Annotated in this window: 12 protein-coding genes, 1 tRNA gene and 2 rRNA genes; 8 read left to right on the top strand and 7 right to left on the bottom strand. The window is 52.3% G+C overall.

The window, feature by feature from the left end; genetic code table 11:
- Positions 1-7: 7 nt before the first annotated feature.
- Genes dnaE through tilS form a run of 3 tightly spaced genes read left to right on the top strand, consistent with a single transcriptional unit; the run spans position 8 to position 5,851 of the window.
- Entirely contained in the window at positions 8-3,487 is a 3,480-nt protein-coding gene (gene dnaE / locus JL661_RS15255; RefSeq protein ID WP_004237238.1) for a DNA polymerase III subunit alpha, read from the top strand.
- Positions 3,488-3,499: 12 nt separating this feature from the next.
- Entirely contained in the window at positions 3,500-4,459 is a 960-nt protein-coding gene (gene accA / locus JL661_RS15250) for an acetyl-CoA carboxylase carboxyl transferase subunit alpha (protein WP_004237239.1), read from the top strand.
- A gap of 9 nt (positions 4,460-4,468) precedes the next feature.
- Positions 4,469-5,851, top strand: coding sequence for a tRNA lysidine(34) synthetase TilS (gene tilS / locus JL661_RS15245; protein WP_015422462.1), 1,383 nt, complete (start codon positions 4,469-4,471; stop codon positions 5,849-5,851).
- On the opposite strand, the gene rof is transcribed toward tilS, so the two are convergent.
- The gene (gene rof, locus JL661_RS15240; protein WP_004237241.1) at positions 5,829-6,095 is read right to left on the bottom strand and encodes a Rho-binding antiterminator; all 267 of its coding nucleotides are present in this window, start codon (positions 6,093-6,095) and stop codon (positions 5,829-5,831) included. The genes tilS and rof overlap by 23 nt on opposite strands.
- A 267-nt stretch (positions 6,096-6,362) precedes the next feature.
- Between rof and nlpE the strand changes: the two genes are divergently transcribed.
- Positions 6,363-7,022, top strand: coding sequence for an envelope stress response activation lipoprotein NlpE (gene nlpE / locus JL661_RS15235; protein ID WP_004237242.1), 660 nt, complete (start codon positions 6,363-6,365; stop codon positions 7,020-7,022).
- Positions 7,023-7,095: 73 nt separating this feature from the next.
- Here the strand turns inward: nlpE and proS are convergent, their stop codons facing one another.
- The 6 genes from proS to metN all read right to left on the bottom strand — a co-directional run bounded on the left by proS (position 7,096) and on the right by metN (position 12,774).
- On the bottom strand, positions 7,096-8,817 hold the full coding sequence (proS, locus tag JL661_RS15230; RefSeq protein WP_004237243.1) for a proline--tRNA ligase: 1,722 nt from the start codon (positions 8,815-8,817) through the stop codon (positions 7,096-7,098).
- A 109-nt stretch (positions 8,818-8,926) separates the two neighbouring features.
- Positions 8,927-9,634 carry a tRNA (N6-threonylcarbamoyladenosine(37)-N6)-methyltransferase TrmO gene (gene tsaA / locus JL661_RS15225; protein WP_004242235.1) on the bottom strand — a complete coding sequence of 236 codons (708 nt, stop codon included), beginning with the start codon at positions 9,632-9,634 and terminating at the stop codon, positions 8,927-8,929.
- Positions 9,627-10,037 (bottom strand): Rcs stress response system protein RcsF, encoded by a 411-nt coding sequence (gene rcsF / locus JL661_RS15220; protein ID WP_004237245.1) that lies wholly within the window; start codon positions 10,035-10,037, stop codon positions 9,627-9,629. Before rcsF ends, tsaA begins: the two co-directional genes overlap by 8 nt.
- A gap of 181 nt (positions 10,038-10,218) precedes the next feature.
- On the bottom strand, positions 10,219-11,034 hold the full coding sequence (locus JL661_RS15215; protein WP_004237246.1) for a MetQ/NlpA family lipoprotein: 816 nt from the start codon (positions 11,032-11,034) through the stop codon (positions 10,219-10,221).
- A 59-nt stretch (positions 11,035-11,093) separates the two neighbouring features.
- Entirely contained in the window at positions 11,094-11,747 is a 654-nt protein-coding gene (locus JL661_RS15210) for a methionine ABC transporter permease MetI (protein ID WP_004242237.1), read from the bottom strand.
- Entirely contained in the window at positions 11,740-12,774 is a 1,035-nt protein-coding gene (gene metN / locus JL661_RS15205) for a methionine ABC transporter ATP-binding protein MetN (RefSeq protein ID WP_004237248.1), read from the bottom strand. The genes JL661_RS15210 and metN overlap by 8 nt, the downstream gene beginning before the upstream one ends.
- 170 nt (positions 12,775-12,944) lie before the next feature.
- Here metN and gmhB point away from each other — a divergent pair, with 170 nt between their 5' ends.
- The 4 genes from gmhB to JL661_RS15185 all read left to right on the top strand — a co-directional run bounded on the left by gmhB (position 12,945) and on the right by JL661_RS15185 (position 18,832).
- The gene (gene gmhB, locus JL661_RS15200) at positions 12,945-13,526 is read left to right on the top strand and encodes a D-glycero-beta-D-manno-heptose 1,7-bisphosphate 7-phosphatase (RefSeq protein ID WP_004237249.1); all 582 of its coding nucleotides are present in this window, start codon (positions 12,945-12,947) and stop codon (positions 13,524-13,526) included.
- A 392-nt stretch (positions 13,527-13,918) separates the two neighbouring features.
- Positions 13,919-15,460 (top strand): 16S ribosomal RNA (locus JL661_RS15195).
- Positions 15,461-15,540: 80 nt separating this feature from the next.
- Positions 15,541-15,617, top strand: a tRNA-Glu gene (locus JL661_RS15190).
- Between the two features lie 312 nt (positions 15,618-15,929).
- Positions 15,930-18,832: ribosomal RNA gene (locus JL661_RS15185) — 23S ribosomal RNA — on the top strand.
- The 16S and 23S rRNA genes sit together here with 1 tRNA gene alongside, the layout of an rRNA operon.
- Positions 18,833-18,868 lie beyond the last annotated feature (36 nt).

Here is an 18,868-nt window from a genome sequence, read left to right as displayed (position 1 = left end):
TGGCGTAATGGCGGAACCGCGTTTTATTCATCTTAATATTCACAGCGACTATTCCATGATTGACGGACTGGCGAAAACCGGACCGCTGGTCAAAAAAGTGGCGTCGATGAATATGCCGGCGATGGCGATTACGGACTTCACTAACCTGTGCGGGCTGGTTAAATTTTACGGCAGTGCGCACGGCGCCGGGGTGAAACCGATTGTCGGCGCGGATTTCCTGATGGAAAGCGAGCTGCTGGGTGATGAACTGGCGTCACTCACGATTCTGGCACGCAATAATACCGGTTATCAGAACCTGACCCTGCTTATCTCCGAAGCCTATCAGAAAGGCTACGGTGCACAGGGACCGACCATTCAGCGCGACTGGCTGGTTAATCATAAAGAAGGGCTGATTATTCTCTCCGGCGGGCGCAAGGGGGATGTGGGTAAGTTTCTGCTGCGCGGTAACAGCGCCCTGGTGGAGCAGGCGCTGGAATTCTGGCAGACCCACTTCCCGGACAGCTTCTATCTGGAGCTTATCCGTACCGGCCGCCAGGATGAGGAAAGCTATCTGCATGCTGCGGTACAGCTGGCGACAGAGAAATCTCTGCCGGTGGTGGCGACCAATGATGTCCGCTTTATCAGCAGTGAGGATTTTGACGCCCATGAAATCCGCGTAGCCATTCATGATGGTTATACGTTAGCGGATCCGAAACGTCCGAAACTCTACAGCCCTCAGCAATATCTGCGCAGTGAGGACGAGATGTGCGAACTGTTCGCCGACATCCCGGAAGCACTGCAGAACAGCGTCGAAATTGCTAAGCGTTGTAACGTCACTATCCGTCTCGGCGAGTATTTCCTGCCGCAGTTCCCGACCGGGGACATGAGCACGGAAGATTATCTGGTCAAACGCTCGAAAGAGGGACTGGAGGAGCGCCTGGCGTTCCTGTTCCCGGATCCGGAAGTGCGTGCGCAGCGCCGCCCGGAATATGACGAGCGTCTGGATGTTGAACTGAAAGTGATTAACCAGATGGGCTTCCCCGGCTACTTCCTGATCGTGATGGAGTTTATCCAGTGGTCGAAGGATAACAATGTGCCGGTGGGGCCGGGACGTGGTTCCGGTGCCGGTTCACTGGTGGCGTACTCCCTGAAAATCACCGATCTGGATCCACTGGAGTTCGACCTTCTGTTCGAACGCTTCCTGAACCCGGAACGTGTCTCCATGCCTGACTTTGACGTCGACTTTTGCATGGAAAAACGTGACCGCGTGATTGATCACGTAGCCGAAATGTACGGGCGTGATGCCGTTTCTCAGATTATTACCTTCGGTACGATGGCGGCAAAAGCGGTTATCCGCGATGTCGGCCGTGTACTGGGGCATCCGTACGGGTTTGTCGACAGAATTTCCAAACTGGTGCCGCCGGATCCCGGTATGACACTGGAAAAAGCCTTTGCGGCAGAGCCGCAGCTCGGCGAGGTGTATGAGGCCGATGAGGAAGTCAGGGCGCTGATCGATATGGCGCGTATCCTGGAAGGGGTGACACGTAACGCCGGCAAACACGCCGGTGGTGTGGTGATCGCGCCGACAAAAATTACCGATTTCGCACCACTTTACTGCGACCCGGAAGGGAATAACCCGGTCACGCAGTTTGATAAAAACGACGTGGAATATGCCGGTCTGGTGAAGTTCGACTTCCTCGGTCTGCGTACACTGACGATTATCGACTGGGCGCTGGGCATGATTAACCCGCGCAATGAGAAAAAAGGCAAGCCGCCGGTGGATATCGCGGCTATCCCGCTCGACGACCAGAAAAGCTTTGATATGCTGCAGCGCTCGGAAACCACAGCGGTCTTCCAGCTTGAATCCCGCGGCATGAAGGATCTGATCAAACGTCTGCGTCCGGACAGCTTTGAAGACATGATAGCCCTGGTGGCGCTGTTCCGGCCCGGCCCGCTGCAGTCGGGCATGGTGGATAACTTTATCGACCGTAAACACGGACGTGAGGCCATCTCTTACCCGGATGTGGAATGGCAGCATGAATCCCTGCAGCCGGTACTGGAACCGACGTACGGCATCATCCTCTATCAGGAACAGGTGATGCAGATTGCCCAGGTGCTGGCGGGCTATACCCTGGGCGGCGCGGATATGCTGCGCCGTGCAATGGGTAAGAAAAAGCCGGAAGAGATGGCAAAACAGCGCTCGGTATTTGAAGAGGGCGCGGTGAAAAACGGCATCGATGCCGAGCTGTCCATGAAAATCTTTGACCTGGTGGAGAAATTCGCCGGCTACGGGTTTAACAAATCTCACTCCGCTGCCTACGCGCTGGTTTCCTATCAGACACTGTGGCTGAAAGCACACTATCCGGCGGAATTTATGGCTGCCGTGATGACGGCGGATATGGATAACACCGAAAAAGTCGTCGGGCTGGTGGATGAATGCTGGCGGATGGGTCTGAAAGTATTGCCGCCGGATATCAACAGCGGACTGTATCACTTCCATGTCAATGATGAAGGTGAGATAGTCTATGGTATCGGTGCGATTAAAGGTGTCGGCGAAGGCCCGATCGAAGCGATTCTGGAAGCCCGTAAGGACGGGTATTTCAAGGATATTTTTGATTTGTGTGCCCGTACGGACACCAAAAAACTGAACCGCCGCGTAATGGAAAAACTCATTATGTCCGGCGCGTTTGACCGGCTGGGGCCGCACCGCGCCGCGCTGATGTCCTCACTGGAGGATGCGCTGAAAGCAGCGGATCAGCACGCCAAAGCGGAAGCCATCGGTCAGGCGGATATGTTCGGGGTACTGGCAGAGGCACCGGAGCAGGTAGAGCGCTCTTATGCCAATATTCCGAAATGGCAGGACGAAATTATCCTCGAAGGGGAGCGGGAAACACTCGGGCTGTATCTTACCGGACATCCGATAAACCGTTATCTGAAAGAGATTGAGCGCTATACTCATGGTTTACGTCTGAAAGATGTTAACCCGACACCGCGTGGTCAGATGACCACGGTAGTCGGTCTGGTGCTGGCTTCCAAGGTGATCACCACCAAACGGGGAAACCGGATTGGTGTCTGTACCCTCGATGATCGTTCCGGCCGGCTGGAAATTATGCTATTTTCCGATGCACTGGAACGTTACCAGCATCTGCTCGAACAGGATCGCATTCTGATTGCTTCCGGGCAGGTCAGCTTTGATGATTTCAGCGGCGGGCTTAAAATGGTGGTCAGGGAGCTGCTGGATATCAGCGAAGCACGCGAAAAATATGCGCGCGGGCTTGCTATCTCGCTCACGGACGGGCAAATTGACGAACAACTGCTGCACCGGCTGCGCGGTGCGCTTGAACCGCACCGCTCCGGGACAATACCGGTTCACCTTTATTACCAGAAGGACGATGCCAGAGCGCGGATGCGTTTCGGTGCCACCTGGCGGGTCACCCCGACCGATACCCTTCTGACGGATCTGCGGACTCTGCTGGGTAATGAGCAGGTAGAATTAGAATTTGACTAAAATAGGAACATTATGAGTCTTAATTTTCTGGATTTTGAACAGCCGATTGCCGAGTTAGAGGCGAAAATTGATTCGCTGACCGCGGTCAGCCGCCAGGATGAATCACTCGATATCAATCTTGACGAAGAAGTTGAACGCTTACGGGCGAAGAGTCTGGAACTGACACGTAAGATTTTCGCTGACCTGGGTGCCTGGCAGATTGCTCAGCTGGCACGCCATCCGCGTCGTCCGTATACCCTGGATTACGTCAAACTGATCTTTACCGATTTTCAGGAACTGGCAGGCGACCGCGCATATGCGGATGACAAAGCGATTGTCGGCGGGATTGCCCGTCTGGACGGTCGTCCGGTGATGATTATCGGCCATCAGAAAGGCCGTGAAACCAAAGAAAAAATCCGCCGTAACTTCGGCATGCCGGCACCGGAAGGTTACCGCAAAGCCCTGCGTCTGATGGAACTGGCAGAGCGCTTTAATCTGCCGGTGATCACCTTTATCGACACCCCGGGGGCCTATCCGGGCGTGGGCGCGGAAGAGCGCGGCCAGTCTGAGGCGATTGCCCGTAACCTGCGTGAAATGTCCCGCCTGAAAGTACCGACTGTCTGTACCGTGGTCGGGGAAGGCGGTTCCGGCGGTGCACTGGCGATTGCAGTGGGCGACAAAGTGAATATGCTGCAATACAGCACTTACTCTGTGATTTCACCGGAAGGTTGTGCCTCGATTCTGTGGAAAAGTGCGGATAAAGCGCCGATCGCCGCAGAAGCGATGGGGATCACCGCGCCGCGTCTGAAAGAGCTGAAACTGATCGACAATGTGATCCCTGAGCCGCTGGGCGGCGCGCACCGTGATTATGAAGCGGTTGCCGCATCCCTGAAAGCACAGATCCTGTCTGATCTGGAAGAGCTGGATAAACTGGACAGCGAGTCTCTGGCTAATCGCCGCTATGAGCGCCTGATGAGCTACGGCTACTGCTGATAACCGGTTGTGGATACTGCCTTTTGTGAATCACTGTCTGCCGTGTTCCGCCGTGTGTTTGCCTCTCAGCAGGCAATCCTGGCGGGACTGAGCGGCGGGCTTGATTCCGTTGTCCTGCTGCATGCTCTGCGGCAGTGGCAGACCGCTGAGCGTCCGGCATTGCGGTTGCGGGCAGTCTACATTCATCACGGATTAAATCCGCTGGCGGATGACTGGGCAGATCACTGCCGGACATTCTGCGATTCACTCTCTGTTCCGTTTCAGGTGTGCCGCGTGCAGGTGGATCCCCGCAAAAAAGGGATCGAAGCTGCCGCCAGAGATGCCCGCTATCAGGCTTTCCGTGAAGTGATAGCTCCGGATGAGGCGCTGGTAACCGCACAGCATCTGGATGATCAGAGCGAAACCTTCTTTCTTGCCTTAAAACGCGGCAGCGGCCCTGCCGGTCTCTCTGCAATGCCGGAACAGATGGCATTCGGTGCCAATCCGCTGATCCGTCCGTTACTCTCCTTCAGCCGTGCTCAGCTCGAACAGTATGCACAATATTATCAGCTTTCCTGGGTCGAGGATGACAGTAATCAGGATCGCCGTTATGACCGCAATTTTCTGCGCCATGCGGTATTACCGCAACTGAATGCCCGCTGGCCGCACTTTGCTCAGGCAGTTTCCCGCAGTGCCGCGCTTTGCGGTGAACAGGAAGCCCTGCTGGATGAACTGCTGCTGCCGGAACTTATGCAGTTAACGGATGCGGATAACGGGTTATCTTTTATCCCGCTGCTCAGCGCCGGGACGGCGAAACGCAACGGCATACTGCGCCGCTGGCTGAAACACTGTGGTGTGCAGATGCCGTCACAGCATCAGTTGGCACTGCTCTGGCAGGAAGTGGCACTGGCGAAACCGGATGCAGAGCCGGGCTATTATCTGAAACCGGTCACCATCCGCCGTTATCAGAATAAACTGCATGTGACAGAAAAAACCGCTGGGTTATCAGACTATTGCCTGCCGTGGGATCTGCACTCTGCGCTGCAACTGCCTGATGATGCCGGCATTTTGCGGATGGCGGAAACGGTCACTACACAGGATGTGGCTTCTGTGGTGCGTCCGCCGCGCCCGGATGAACAGGTGACTGTCCGTTTTGGTTTGCAGGGGCATTATCATATCTGCGGCCGTGATCGCGGGCGATCAGCCAAAAAGCTGTGGCAGGAATGCGGCGTTGCGCCCTGGCTGCGCGAACGCACACCGCTGCTCTGGTATAACGATACGCTGATAGCGGCGGTCGGGGTATTTGTCACGAAAGAGGGAGAAGCGGATGAGGCAAAACTGATGATTATGCAGGAAAAAAACAACCCCGCGGACGGGGTTGCAGAGTTATTCAGGACGGTGAGTGATCAATAACCACTGTTCCCAGTTCGGGATGACTGAAGCTGACAATAGAGTCCAGACGAAGCTCCCGCAGTTCGTTGTCAATCGTGACAACAAGGTATTCTACTTTCTTCCGGAGCACCAAATCGGTCGCTTTTCCTGTCAGAACATCGCCCCCCTGTAAGGTCACTTCCAGTACCATATGATGCTGGCAGGCCAGTTCGAGGTTGTCATAGTCATCACAATTAATTGGTTGATATTCGTTTTCTGCAGACATATTCCCTCACCATACTTTCGCTTGCGGTATCATCCGCGGATGGTTATTCAAATAGCCTCATCGCTCCCAGCAGACTATATCATAGTTATCATATTGGCTATTACTGATTACATTTTATTATCGGCAAAACATATTGTTTATCACTGTTTTGAGGAAAATCATTGCCATTTTAAAAATAAAAATGCGTAATTGTCTGAAAGCGCGTGAATATACAAAAACTGACAATCATTTTGCTAACATTACCTCATCTGATGTTCAGGGGGAAACATGAAAAATCTGACAAAACTCTTATTGGCGGCAGGCATTTTCAGCATTACGGCCTGTAGTTCGACAGTGGTTGTGCCACCAACTCCGGAAGTCCATGTTCTTGACCGTGCCTATAACGGCGTGGTTCCGTGTGCCGATTGCTCCGGCATGGATGTGACCGTTTTACTGGAAGGTGACGGCACCTATGTTATGCAGCGCACCTATCTGGAAACCCGCGACGGCAACCAGACCTTCTTTGAAACCGGGACCTGGGCGAAAGACGGCGAAAAACTGCGTCTGACCGATACTGCCGGGCAGCGTGCTTATTATGATCCGCAGGATAAATCGCTGGTAATGCTGGATATCGACGGCAACCCGGTTAAATCGGATTTGAACTACACCCTGAAAATGGTGAAACCGGTACAGCTGAAAGGTGAATATCGTTATATGGCGGATGCGGCAACGTTTAAAGATTGCCAGACCGGTGTGGTTTACGCGGTACCGGGCAATATCGGTTTAGAGCAGGGCTACGGCAAGCTGGGCGTTGAAGGCGGAAAACCTGTCTATCTGGAAGTGGAAGGGTATTACACCATCCGTCCGTCCATGGAAGACGGCCAGTTTGATCAGGCGCTGATCCAGACCGGCAAATCCGTACTGGATAAATCACGCGGTTGTCAGTAAGTTCTTCCGGCTCCCGCAGGCATAAAAAAGGCTGAACAGATGTTCAGCCTTTTTGTATTCACAGCACTGATAATCAGGCAGTGATGATTTTCTCTTTCAGCACACTGACAACGTCATCCAGCGCGATAAGAGATTTATCTTCGCTGCGGCGGTATTTATATTCCACCACACCGCTGTCGAGGTTGCGATCACCGATAACGATGGTATGCGGGATCCCCATCAGTTCCATATCCGCAAACATCACACCCGGACGCTCTTTACGGTCATCAAAGATCACTTCAATGCCCTGAGCGGTCAGATCAGCGTAGAGTTTTTCCGCCACTTCTTTCACGCGGTAAGATTTGTGCATATTCATCGGCAGCAGAGCAACCTGGAACGGTGCAATCGCATCCGGCCAGATAATTCCGCGATCGTCGAAGTTCTGCTCAATCGCTGCGGCAACAATACGGGTGACTCCGATACCGTAGCAACCCATAAAGACCACTTCGTTGTGACCGGCTTCGTTCTGAACAGTCGCTTTCAGTGCTTCGGAATATTTTTTACCGAGCTGGAAGATATGACCGACTTCAATCCCGCGCTTGATCATCAGAGTACCTTTGCCGTCCGGGCTCGGGTCACCGGCGACCACATTACGGATATCCGCCACTTCCGGCAGGGCAGCATCACGCTCCCAGTTGATACCGAAATAGTGTTTGCCGTCGATATTCGCACCGGCACCGAAATCACTCATCATGGCAACAGTACGGTCAGCGACCACCGGCAGCGGCAGATTGACCGGCCCCAGTGAACCCGGGCCCGCATTCACGGCTGCGCGGATCTCTTCTTCTGTCGCGAACTCCAGCGGAGAAGCAACCAGCGGATGTTTTTCCGCTTTCACTTCGTTGAGTTCGTGATCACCGCGCACCAGCAGCGCAACCAGTTTGTGGCCGCTCTCTTTGCTGCCGTGAACAATCAGGGTTTTGACGGTTTTCTCAACCGGCAGATTAAACTGTTCAACCAGCTCCGCGATAGTTTTCGCGTTTGGTGTATCAACCAGTTCCATTGCTTTCTGCGGTGCAGGGCGCTCAGTAATGTTGCAGACCGCTTCCGCCAGTTCGATATTGGCCGCGTAATCGGACTCAGAGGAGAAAATCACATCATCTTCGCCGCTCTGTGCCAGAACCTGGAACTCGTGGGATGCACTTCCGCCGATAGAGCCGGTATCTGCCATTACTGCACGGAAATCCAGTCCGATACGGTTGAAGATTTTGCTGTACGCCTGATACATCGTATCGTACGTCTCCTGCAGAGAATCCTGAGTCAGGTGGAAAGAGTACGCATCTTTCATGATGAATTCACGGGAGCGCATCACACCAAAACGCGGACGGACTTCATCACGGAATTTGGTCTGGATCTGGAACACATTCAGCGGCAGCTGTTTGTAAGATGTCACTTCGTTACGGATGATGTCCGTGACCACTTCTTCGTGCGTCGGACCCAGAACAAACTGGCGATCGCCGCGGTCGGTAATACGGAGCAGCTCCGGACCGTACTGTTCCCAGCGTCCGCTCTCCAGCCATAAATCTGCGGGCTGAACCACCGGCATGGAGATTTCCAGTGAACCGGCATTTTCCATCTCTTCACGTACGATCTTTTCAACTTTGCGTAATACGCGGACACCGGTCGGCATCCAGTTGTACAGACCTGAAGCAAGTTTACGGATCATCCCGGCGCGCAGCATCAGCTGATGACTGACCACTTCGGCGTCAGCAGGGGTCTCTTTCAGAGTAGAGAGCAGATATTGGGTAGTACGCATTATTTAGGTTCCATTAGAACGACAAACATGTCTTATCGCAGAAATATTCTGCGCAGAAGTGAAGTTAAGCCTGACAGTTTACCAGTGACTGCCGCGCCCCAAAAGGGGTTTAGCGTTTTTCCAGACTGATGACTTCGGTCACGCCGTCACGGATATGCCAGCGGACATTTAAATCCAGCAGGTGCACGGCATAAATTTTATCGTCAGCCTGTTGTTTTTTATACGCCGGACGCGGATCCTGCGCCAGTACCTGTGTGATAAAACGCGCCAAATCAGGATATTGTGCGGCCTGAGCTGTTATGAATTGCTGCGCGGCAGGGCTGAACACGACCGGCATATCCGCCGGCGGCTCTTCCTGCGCAAAACCGGCCAGTGCGCCGGGCACGGATTCAGCATAGGGCAGATAGGGTTTGATATCCAGCACCGGTGTGCCGTTAAGCAGATCCAGGCTGCCGAGGGAGAGATACGCCGTATCGCCGTCGTAACAGACTTTTTTCAGTTCAACCAGCGACATCCCGATCGGATTCGGGCGGAAGGTGGAGCGGGTGGCAAACACGCCCATTTTTGCATTACCGCCAAGGCGCGGCGGGCGTACCAGCGGACGCCAGCTGCCGGCCGGAATATCATGGAAAACAAAGATGACCCACACATGACTGAACTGTTCCAGTCCGCGCACGCAGTCGGCGTGATTATAGGGCGCCACAAAGTGCAGTTCCCCGGTACCATCCTCAACCAGCCCCGGCTGGCGCGGAATCGCAAATTTTTCCTGCCACGGTGAGCGGATAAACCCCACGGGCGAAAATGAAAACTCAGACATCATCAACCTTAATCGCAGTACCTTCGCATACCGCCAGCTGCTTACAACCCTGCGCGGGGTTCACGGCGCACTGGTGGAGTAACACGGCATCTGCTTTCAGTTTTCCGGCCCGGGACAGCATTTGCTTACGGGCTGCCGGAATACCGGACTGTGCAGGGTTTGCCGCTTCACGGCAATTCTGACCCAAAACCACACCAAGGTCACGGAAAGGTTTACCCAGCAGTTCTTCCGGGTGGAGATAGAGTTTGACGCGTGATGCTGCGGATGTTGATTTGGCTTTTTTACCGGCCGATTTTTTCAGCCGCATATCGGCGTATTGCGCCTGCTCCTGTTCAGAATGACTCTGACGGAAAGAGCATCCCGCGATGAGAAGAGCAAGCAGGCTGATAATAAGCACTCGCATGGAAAACAATCCTCTGGCTGTACAAAACAGAAAAGTAAGGGCAGATGAAATATTATTATTTATATGATGAACATTTAATGATTATAACAAAATAAAAAGGGTGAACAATTGTTCACCCTCAGTGTAATATTCTTTGATTAAAGATAAAAGAATTTAGCAGTTATTCTGAACTCCCGGTCTTTTACCAGCCTTTCACCGCACCGCCGTTGAAGACTTTATCTGCTTCGTTAAAGACTTCATCAGACTGATATGCCTGAACAAATTGTTTCACCGCTTCACTGTCTTTATTATCTTCGCGGGAGACAATAATGTTGACGTAAGGTGAATCTTTATCTTCAACAAATAAGCCGTCTTTAGCCGGGGTTAAGTTGATCTGGCTGGCGTAAGTGGTGTTGATCACGGCCAGGTCGATCTTATTATCATCCAGTGAACGCGGCAGTTGCGGGGCTTCCAGCTCGATCAGTTTCAGACCTTTCGGGTTTTCAACCACATCAAGAACTGTCGGCAGCAGACCGGTGCCTTCTTTCAGTTTGATTAATCCCTGCTTCTGTAATAACAGCAGTGAACGGCCGAGGTTAGTCGGGTCATTCGGCAGAGCGACCTGTGCGCCGTCCTGTAATTCATCCAGTGATTTGATTTTCTTTGAATAACCGGCAATCGGATAAACAAAGGTATTGCCCACCGGAGTTAATTTGTAGTTACGGTCTTTAATCTGCTGATCCAGATACGGTTTGTGCTGGAATGCGTTCAGATCGATATCACCACGGCTGAGCGCTTCGTTCGGCATGACGTAGTCGTTGAACGTAACCAGTTCCACATTCAGGCCGTATTTGTCTTTGGCGACTTTTTTCGCCACTTCTGCCACCTGCTGTTCAGCACCGACGATCACGCCGACTTTGATACTTTTCGGATCTTTTTCATTCTGTCCGCAACCCGCCAGCACTAATGAACCCAGCAAAGCACCGGCAACGACAAGCGATTTTAATTTAAAAGCCATCTTTTCTTTCCTCGTTCTGTTTAATACGCGTTCGCAGTCAGTGCGGCGCGGAGAGAGTCTTATTTGTGGGTAACGGCCTTAACCAGACGATCACCACATACCTGAATAATAAAGACCAAAACAACCAGCAATGCCAATACCGTATTCATAACTACTGCGTTATATCCGACATAACCATACTGATAACCAATCTGACCTAACCCGCCTGCACCGACAGCACCACCCATTGCGGAGTAACCCACGAGGGTGATCAGCGTAATGGTAGCGGCGTTGATCAGTCCCGGTAATGCTTCCGGCAGCAGGATCTTGCTGACAATCTGTAATGGTGTGGCTCCCATCGCCCGCGATGCTTCAATCAGACCTGACGGGATCTCCAGCAGGGCGTTTTCCACCATACGGGCAATAAACGGTGCAGCGCCGACAGTCAGCGGCACAATGGCAGCCTGTAACCCGATAGATGTACCGACGACTAACCGGGTAAACGGAATCATCCACACCAGTAAGATAATGAACGGAATCGCGCGGAAGATATTGACCAGCACGGACAAGGTCCGGTACAGGCTTTTATTATCCGCAATTTGCCCAGAACGGGTGATATACAGCAGTACCCCCACCGGCAGGCCGATTAAAAATCCCAGGAAACCGGATGCAAATGTCATAACCAGGGTTTCCCAGATGCCTTTAACTAACAGTAAAATCATTCCTTCAGACATAACCGAGAACCTCTGTTTTTACGTGGTGTTCTTTCAGAAAACTAATCGCCGCTTCAACATCCTGCGGGCTGTTACCGTCCAGTTCTGCCAGCATGACACCAAATTTCACACCACCCGCATAATCCATCTGAGAACTCAGGATGCTGATATCAATATTGAACTTGCGTGATGCAATCGAGATCAGCGGGGCATCGACAGACTGACCACCAAACTCCAGCTTCAGCAGCGGCCCCAGTCCTTCCGCCGGTTCCGGTTTCAGACGTGCCAGATAATCTTCCGGCACATCCAGATGCAGCGTGGATTCAATAAAGGCCTGTGCCACTGGTGTTTTCGGATGAGAGAACACCTCACTCACCGTATTCTGTTCAATCAGCTGTCCGCCGCTGATAACCGCAACCTGGTCACAGATGCGTTTCACCACATCCATTTCATGGGTGATCAGCAGGATAGTTAACTCCAGCCGGCGGTTGATGTCTTTCAGCAGTTCCAGAATCGAACGGGTCGTTGCCGGATCCAGGGCGCTGGTGGCCTCATCACACAGCAATACCTCCGGTTCGTTTGCCAGCGCACGGGCGATAGCCACACGCTGTTTCTGACCACCGGACAGATTTGCCGGATAAACATCCCGTTTATCAGACAGACCGACCAGGTCAAGCAGCTTCACAACCCGTTTTTCAATTTCCGCCGCCGGTACGCGATCCAGTTCCAGCGGCAGCGCGATATTCCCGAAAACAGTACGGGAAGACAGCAGGTTAAAATGCTGAAAAATCATTCCGATGCCGCGACGGGCACGGGTTAACTCTTTATCGTTCATCTTAGTGAGGTCACGGCCGCCGACGAGTACCTGTCCGGATGTCGGCCGTTCCAGCATATTCACACAGCGGATAAGCGTACTTTTCCCGGCGCCGGAAGCACCAATCACACCGTAAATCTGCCCTTGCGGGACGTGCAGGTTAATATCAGAAAGTGCCTGTATTTCGCGATGACCCTGCTGAAAAACCTTATTTATATTCGTCAGCTTTATCATGTAATTATTATTACCTTGTTACGTGAAACTGGTTGTTCACCAGATGATTTTCGGATGTTAAGATGTCTGGACGGCTAAGTCAACAGGATTTAGTTATCAGGCCGCATTCTCATTCCGCATCAAATAGGCGATACTAAATACATTATTGATGACGGACTAAGAGTGTAACCATGGGTATCCCCGCAGTATTTCTGGACAGAGACGGCACCATTAACGTAGATACCGGCTATCTCCATGAGATTGATGATTTTCAGTTTATAGAGAACGCGATTGAAGCAATGCAGGCCATCAAGCAGATGGGCTACGCTTTAATCATAGTCACAAATCAGTCGGGTATTGCCCGCGGTATGTTTACCGAAGATCAGTTTATGCATCTGACAGAATGGATGGACTGGTCTCTGGCGGATCGCGGCGTTGACCTGGATGGTATCTATTATTGTCCTCATCATCCCGAAGGTACTGTCGAAGAGTTTCGTCAGGAATGTAACTGCCGTAAACCGGAGCCGGGTATGCTGCTGGATGCACAGAAATTTCTGAAGATCGATATGAGTAACTCTTATATGGTAGGGGATAAGCTCGACGATATGTTGGCCGGACGGGCAGCCGAAGTGGGTACAACCGTATTGGTACGCACCGGTAAACCGGTAACGGAAGACGCCGAAGCGGCGGCAGATATTGTGATTAACAGTATCGCGGATTTACCTGCACTGCTGAAACCCGTACAAAAAAGCGCAAAATCACCTAAAAAGTAACCCGATTGGGTGTTTTATCTGCAAACAGAAAAAAAAGTTGAAATAAACACTTGCGTGATCTCAGCGAGTGTCTATAATGCGCCACCACTGACACGGAACAACGCGATAACACGCGGTTCCGGCAGAAAGAGAAAAAGCGGAAAGTTGAAAAACAACGCTTGACTCGAAGGGGCTGGAAACGTAATATACGCAGCCTCGCAACAACGCAGAAGACCGGCAACGGCAGCGAAGGTTGCAACTGCTCTTTAACAATTTATCAGACAATCTGTGTGGGCACTCGCAGGACATATCACAAAAAATATTATTTTTGAGAAGTCTTGAAGAGTGACCAATACAGCAGCTTAGAAATAAGCAGCAGTAAACAGTTTAATTCTTTGAGCATCAGACACTTTTAATTGAAGAGTTTGATCATGGCTCAGATTGAACGCTGGCGGCAGGCCTAACACATGCAAGTCGGGCGGTAACAGGGAGAAGCTTGCTTCTCTGCTGACGAGCGGCGGACGGGTGAGTAATGTATGGGGATCTGCCTGATGGCGGGGGATAACTACTGGAAACGGTAGCTAATACCGCATAATGTCTTCGGACCAAAGCGGGGGACCTCCGGGCCTCGCGCCATCAGATGAACCCATATGGGATTAGCTAGTAGGTGAGGTAACGGCTTACCTAGGCGACGATCCCTAGCTGGTCTGAGAGGATGATCAGCCACACTGGGACTGAGACACGGCCCAGACTCCTACGGGAGGCAGCAGTGGGGAATATTGCACAATGGGCGCAAGCCTGATGCAGCCATGCCGCGTGTATGAAGAAGGCCTTCGGGTTGTAAAGTACTTTCAGTCGGGAGGAAGGTGTCAAGGTTAATAACCTTGGCAATTGACGTTACCGACAGAAGAAGCACCGGCTAACTCCGTGCCAGCAGCCGCGGTAATACGGAGGGTGCAAGCGTTAATCGGAATTACTGGGCGTAAAGCGCACGCAGGCGGTTGATCGAGTCCGGATGTGAAATCCCAGGCTTAACCGGGAAATTGCATCTGATACTGGTCAGCTAGAGTCTTGTAGAGGGGGTAGAATTCCATGTGTAGCGGTGAAATGCGTAGAGATGTGGAGGAATACCGGTGGCGAAGGCGGCCCCTGGACAAAGACTGACGCTCAGGTGCGAAAGCGTGGGGAGCAAACAGGATTAGATACCCTGGTAGTCCACGCTGTAAACGATGTCGACTTGGAGGTTGTGCCCTTGAGGCGTGGCTTCCGGAGCTAACGCGTTAAGTCGACCGCCTGGGGAGTACGGCCGCAAGGTTAAAACTCAAATGAATTGACGGGGGCCCGCACAAGCGGTGGAGCATGTGGTTTAATTCGATGCAACGCGAAGAACCTTACCTACTCTTGACATCCAGAGAACTTAGCAGAGATGCTTTGGTGCCTTCGGGAACTCTGAGACAGGTGCTGCATGGCTGTCGTCAGCTCGTGTTGTGAAATGTCGGGTTAAGTCCCGCAACGAGCGCAACCCTTATCCTTTGTTGCCAGCGCGTGATGGCGGGAACTCAAAAGGAGACTGCCGGTGATAAACCGGAGGAAGGTGGGGATGACGTCAAGTCATCATGGCCCTTACGAGTAGGGCTACACACGTGCTACAATGGCGTATACAAAGGGAAGCGACCCCGCGAGGGCAAGCGGAACTCATAAAGTACGTCGTAGTCCGGATTGGAGTCTGCAACTCGACTCCATGAAGTCGGAATCGCTAGTAATCGTAGATCAGAATGCTACGGTGAATACGTTCCCGGGCCTTGTACACACCGCCCGTCACACCATGGGAGTGGGTTGCAAAAGAAGTAGGTAGCTTAACCTCCGGGAGGGCGCTTACCACTTTGTGATTCATGACTGGGGTGAAGTCGTAACAAGGTAACCGTAGGGGAACCTGCGGTTGGATCACCTCCTTACCTAGTTGATACTGAATGTGAGTGTTCACACAGATTGTCTGATAGAAAATGAGCAGAGAGCGTCTGCGAAGCTGACTAATGTCCCCTTCGTCTAGAGGCCCAGGACACCGCCCTTTCACGGCGGTAACAGGGGTTCGAATCCCCTTAGGGGACGCCAGTCTGCGCGGATGAGTGAAAGTCATCTGCAAATAATGATTAAGCTGATTCAAGAGTCAGCTTAACAATTATGCTCTTTAACAATCCGGAACAAGCTGAAAAATTGAAACAATCAATATTATCACCGAGGTAATATTGATGAGTCTCTCAGCCAAGCAACAGAACGTGTTACTACGACACGGCGAGCGAAGTGATTTCGCGGAGGCCGGAGCACAGTGAGCGGAGCATACTCAGGTATGTGAGCATCACGAGCACCGCCCGACAAAGAAATCGCAAAGCACAGCCTGTCGGATAAGACACTTTCGGGTTGTGAGGTTAAGCGAATAAGCGTACACGGTGGATGCCTAGGCAGTCAGAGGCGATGAAGGACGTGCTAATCTGCGATAAGCGCCGGTAAGGTGATATGAACCGTTATAACCGGCGATTTCCGAATGGGGAAACCCAGTGCAATTCGTTGCACTATCATTACCTGAATACATAGGTAATGAAGCGAACCGGGAGAACTGAAACATCTAAGTACCCCGAGGAAAAGAAATCAAACGAGATTCCCCCAGTAGCGGCGAGCGAACGGGGAGCAGCCCAGGACCTTAATCAGCATCAGTGTTAAGAGAACAGTCTGGAAAGGCTGGCCACAGCAGGTGATAGCCCTGTATCTGAAAGCACTGGTGTTGTGAGTCCGATGAGTAAGGCGGGACACGTGTTATCCTGTCTGAATACGGGGGGACCATCCTCCAAGGCTAAATACTCCTGACTGACCGATAGTGAACCAGTACCGTGAGGGAAAGGCGAAAAGAACCCCGGCGAGGGGAGTGAAAAAGAACCTGAAACCGTGTACGTACAAGCAGTGGGAGCACCCTTCGGGGTGTGACTGCGTACCTTTTGTATAATGGGTCAGCGACTTATATTCTGTAGCAAGGTTAACCGGATAGGGGAGCCGCAGGGAAACCGAGTCTTAACTGGGCGAATTAGTTGCAGGGTATAGACCCGAAACCCGGTGATCTAGCCATGGGCAGGTTGAAGGTTGGGTAACACTAACTGGAGGACCGAACCGACTAATGTTGAAAAATTAGCGGATGACTTGTGGCTGGGGGTGAAAGGCCAATCAAACCGGGAGATAGCTGGTTCTCCCCGAAAGCTATTTAGGTAGCGCCTCGTGAACTCATCTCCGGGGGTAGAGCACTGTTTCGGCTAGGGGGTCATCCCGACTTACCAACCCGATGCAAACTGCGAATACCGGAGAATGTTATCACGGGAGACACATGCGGGTGCTAACGTTCGTCGTGAAGAGGGAAACAACCCAGACCGCCGGCCTAAGGTTCCAAAGTCATAATTAAGTGGGAAACGAAGTGGGAAGGCTCAGACAGCCAGGATGTTGGCTTAGAAGCAGCCATCATTTAAAGAAAGCGTAATAGCTCACTGGTCGAGTCGGCCTGCGCGGAAGATGTAACGGGGCTAAATTATGCACCGAAGCCGCGGCAGCGATATGTAAATATTGTTGGGTAGGGGAGCGTTCTGTAAGCCTGTGAAGGTGTGCTGTGAGGCATGCTGGAGGTATCAGAAGTGCGAATGCTGACATAAGTAACGATAATGCGGGTGAAAAACCCGCACGCCGGAAGACCAAGGGTTCCTGTCCAACGTTAATCGGGGCAGGGTGAGTCGACCCCTAAGGCGAGGCTGAAAAGCGTAGTCGATGGGCAACGGGTTAATATTCCCGTACTGGTGGTAACTGCGAAGGGGGGACGGAGAAAGCTAAATCATCCGGCGACGGTTGTCCCGGTTTAAGCGTGCAGGTGGACTGACCAGGCAAATCCGGTCGGTTGTTAACACTAAGGCGTGACGACGAGCCACTACGGTGGTGAAGTGATTGATGCTCTGCTTCCGGGAAAAGCCTCTAAGCTCCAGGTTACCATTAATCGTACCCAAACCGACACAGGTGGTCAGGTAGAGAATACTCAGGCGCTTGAGAGAACTCGGGTGAAGGAACTAGGCAAAATGGTGCCGTAACTTCGGGAGAAGGCACGCTGGCATTAGGTGAAGTGATTTCACTCATGGAGCTGAAGCCAGCCGCAGATACCAGCTGGCTGCAACTGTTTATTAAAAACACAGCACTGTGCAAACACGAAAGTGGACGTATACGGTGTGACGCCTGCCCGGTGCCGGAAGGTTAATTGATGAGGTCAGCCGCAAGGCGAAGCTTCTGATCGAAGCCCCGGTAAACGGCGGCGTAACTATAACGGTCCTAAGGTAGCGAAATTCCTTGTCGGGTAAGTTCCGACCTGCACGAATGGCGTAATGATGGCCAGGCTGTCTCCACCGAGACTCAGTGAAATTGAACTCGCTGTGAAGATGCAGTGTACCCGCGGCAAGACGGAAAGACCCCGTGAACCTTTACTATAGCTTGACACTGAACATTGAGCCTTGATGTGTAGGATAGGTGGGAGGCAACGAAGTGTGGACGCCAGTCTGCACGGAGCCATCCTTGAAATACCACCCTTTAACGTTTGATGTTCTAACCGGGTCCATAATCTGGATCGGGACCGTGTCTGGTGGGTAGTTTGACTGGGGCGGTCTCCTCCCAAAGAGTAACGGAGGAGCACGAAGGTTGGCTAAGCATGGTCGGACATCATGCGGTTAGTGCAAAGGCATAAGCCAGCTTGACTGCGAGAGTGACGGCTCGAGCAGGTACGAAAGTAGGTCTTGGTGATCCGGTGGTTCTGAATGGAAGGGCCATCGCTCAACGGATAAAAGGTACTCCTGGGATAACAGGCTGATACCGCCCAAGAGTTCATATCGACGGCGGTGTTTGGCACCTCGATGTCGGCTCATCACATCCTGGGGCTGAAGTAGGTCCCAAGGGTATGGCTGTTCGCCATTTAAAGTGGTACGCGAGCTGGGTTTAGAACGTCGTGAGACAGTTCGGTCCCTATCTGCCGTGGGCGCTGGAAGATTGAGAGGGGTTGCTCCTAGTACGAGAGGACCGGAGTGAACGCACCACTGGTGTACGGGTTGTGATGCCAATTGCATTGCCCGGTAGCTAAGTGCGGAAGAGATAACCGCTGAAAGCATCTAAGCGGGAAACTTGCCTCGAGATGAGTCTTCCCTGACCCTTTAAGGGTCCTGAAGGAACGTTTGAGACTAAGACGTTGATAGGCTGGGTGTGTAAGCGCAGCGATGCGTTGAGCTGACCAGTACTAATGAACCGGGAGGCTTAACCTGACAACACCGAAGGTGTTTTGAGTTGAGAGACGATTA

This window comes from Morganella morganii (assembly GCF_019243775.1).
Lineage (GTDB): Bacteria > Pseudomonadota > Gammaproteobacteria > Enterobacterales > Enterobacteriaceae > Morganella > Morganella morganii.
The sequence above is the reverse complement of the archived record's forward strand: the minus strand, read 5'-3'. Positions and strand labels throughout refer to the sequence as shown.

What these genes read in the sequence shown, in the direction of transcription:
- dnaE (WP_004237238.1), top strand. Translation starts at nt 8, where the DNA reads ATGGCGGAACCGCGTTTTATTCATCTTAATATTCACAGCGACTATTCC.
- accA (WP_004237239.1), top strand. Translation starts at nt 3,500, where the DNA reads ATGAGTCTTAATTTTCTGGATTTTGAACAGCCGATTGCCGAGTTAGAG.
- rof (WP_004237241.1), bottom strand. Translation starts at nt 6,095, where the DNA reads ATGTCTGCAGAAAACGAATATCAACCAATTAATTGTGATGACTATGAC.
- nlpE (WP_004237242.1), top strand. Translation starts at nt 6,363, where the DNA reads ATGAAAAATCTGACAAAACTCTTATTGGCGGCAGGCATTTTCAGCATT.
- proS (WP_004237243.1), bottom strand. Translation starts at nt 8,817, where the DNA reads ATGCGTACTACCCAATATCTGCTCTCTACTCTGAAAGAGACCCCTGCT.
- tsaA (WP_004242235.1), bottom strand. Translation starts at nt 9,634, where the DNA reads ATGTCTGAGTTTTCATTTTCGCCCGTGGGGTTTATCCGCTCACCGTGG.
- rcsF (WP_004237245.1), bottom strand. Translation starts at nt 10,037, where the DNA reads ATGCGAGTGCTTATTATCAGCCTGCTTGCTCTTCTCATCGCGGGATGC.
- JL661_RS15215 (WP_004237246.1), bottom strand. Translation starts at nt 11,034, where the DNA reads ATGGCTTTTAAATTAAAATCGCTTGTCGTTGCCGGTGCTTTGCTGGGT.
- JL661_RS15210 (WP_004242237.1), bottom strand. Translation starts at nt 11,747, where the DNA reads ATGTCTGAAGGAATGATTTTACTGTTAGTTAAAGGCATCTGGGAAACC.
- metN (WP_004237248.1), bottom strand. Translation starts at nt 12,774, where the DNA reads ATGATAAAGCTGACGAATATAAATAAGGTTTTTCAGCAGGGTCATCGC.
- gmhB (WP_004237249.1), top strand. Translation starts at nt 12,945, where the DNA reads ATGGGTATCCCCGCAGTATTTCTGGACAGAGACGGCACCATTAACGTA.